Source organism: Streptomyces bambusae, assembly GCF_019400985.1.
Taxonomy (GTDB): Bacteria; Actinomycetota; Actinomycetes; order Streptomycetales; family Streptomycetaceae; genus Streptomyces; species Streptomyces bambusae_A.
The window spans coordinates 1-1,168 of the sequence record NZ_WTFF01000656.1; the positions used below are offsets into that span (position 1 = coordinate 1).

A 1,168-nucleotide genomic window follows, 5' to 3' on the forward strand; every position below is an offset into this window, starting at 1 on the left:
GCTCGGCGGCGGGCGCGGTGGCCCCCTCCGCCGTGCCGGCCGGCGTGGCCGGGGCCGACTCGGCGCGGCGCAGGCCCCGCCGGGGGGCCTTCGGCTTTGCTGCCCGGGCGGCCGGTTCGGGTGTCGTGCCCGTGCGGAGTACGACCGCGTCCTCCGGGGCCTCGCTGCACACCGCGAGGACGGTCGTGCCCGCGGCGGCGATCCTGCGCAGCAGGGCCCAGGCCTCGGTGCGTTCGGCGTCGGAGAGCTTGAGGTCGGTGTCGTCGAGGGCGAGCAGGCCCGGCCGGCCCAGCAGGGCGATGGCCAGCGAGAGCCGCAGGTACTCCAGGCGTTCCAGGTCGCGGACCGAGGTCCGCGGGCCCTTGGGCAGGGTGTCGAGGTCCAGCCCGACCGCCGCCAGGGCGGTGTCGATGCGGGTCCGGGTGGCGCGCGCCCGGTCGGCCGGGCGGCGCAGGAGGGCGCGGACGGGGCCGTCGTAGCGACGCTGGAGCAGTGCGGCCTCGCGCAGCTGCTCGGCGACGGTGAGGGCCTGGTCGAGGTCGGTGACGCCCGGCACCGGGCCGAGCGCGGCGACCCGCCGGGCCGCGGCCAGGTGCTTGGGCACCCGGTGGCCGCCGACCTCGGCATACCCGTCGGTGGCCTTCATCCGGCCGGTCAGGGCGAGGAGCAGACAGGTGCGTCCGCTGCCCGAGGGTCCCTCGATCGCGATCAGCGAACCGGGGGCGGCATCGAGCGCCACCCCGCGGAAGGCCCAGCCGCGCGGGCCCTTCAGTCCGAAGTCAACGGCTTTGACTGCCGCGCCGAGCGGGCTGTCCACGCCCTCCCCCTTCGTTTTGAACTGACTGGTCAGTTCAAAAACTAGCATCCCCGGACCCCTGATCCGTGCACTCGGGGGCAGTTGGCCGAAATGTCCGACGAAGCCGCAGGTCAGCGGCATTGTCAGTGGGTGGCCTCACGATGGGATCAGCGCAACACGACAGAACGCAACGACAGGAGGTTCGTCATGACCACACCGTCCCCGTCCCCTGTCCACCCCGTCATGCGGAGGTCGGCCGCGGAGCCGGCCGCCCTCGACCTGCTCGCCAAGGCCCGCCGCGGCCTGGACGAGGCCGCCCTGCTGGAGCGGCCGGGCGAGCGGTACGCCACCGCCCACCTGGCCGCCCTGCGC

Annotated in this window: 1 protein-coding gene and 1 pseudogene; one reads left to right on the top strand and one right to left on the bottom strand. The window is 75.0% G+C overall.

Going from position 1 to position 1,168, the window contains the following annotated elements; all coding sequences use genetic code 11:
* Nucleotides 1–817, bottom strand: an 817-nt coding sequence (locus tag GPJ59_RS36365; protein ID WP_219672371.1) for an ATP-binding cassette domain-containing protein, incomplete at its 3' end; no start/stop codon positions are given.
* A 186-nt stretch (nt 818–1,003) separates the two neighbouring features.
* Between GPJ59_RS36365 and GPJ59_RS39095 the strand changes: the two are divergent.
* A pseudogene (locus GPJ59_RS39095) lies at nt 1,004–1,168 on the top strand (SAV_6107 family HEPN domain-containing protein); the annotation flags it as partial.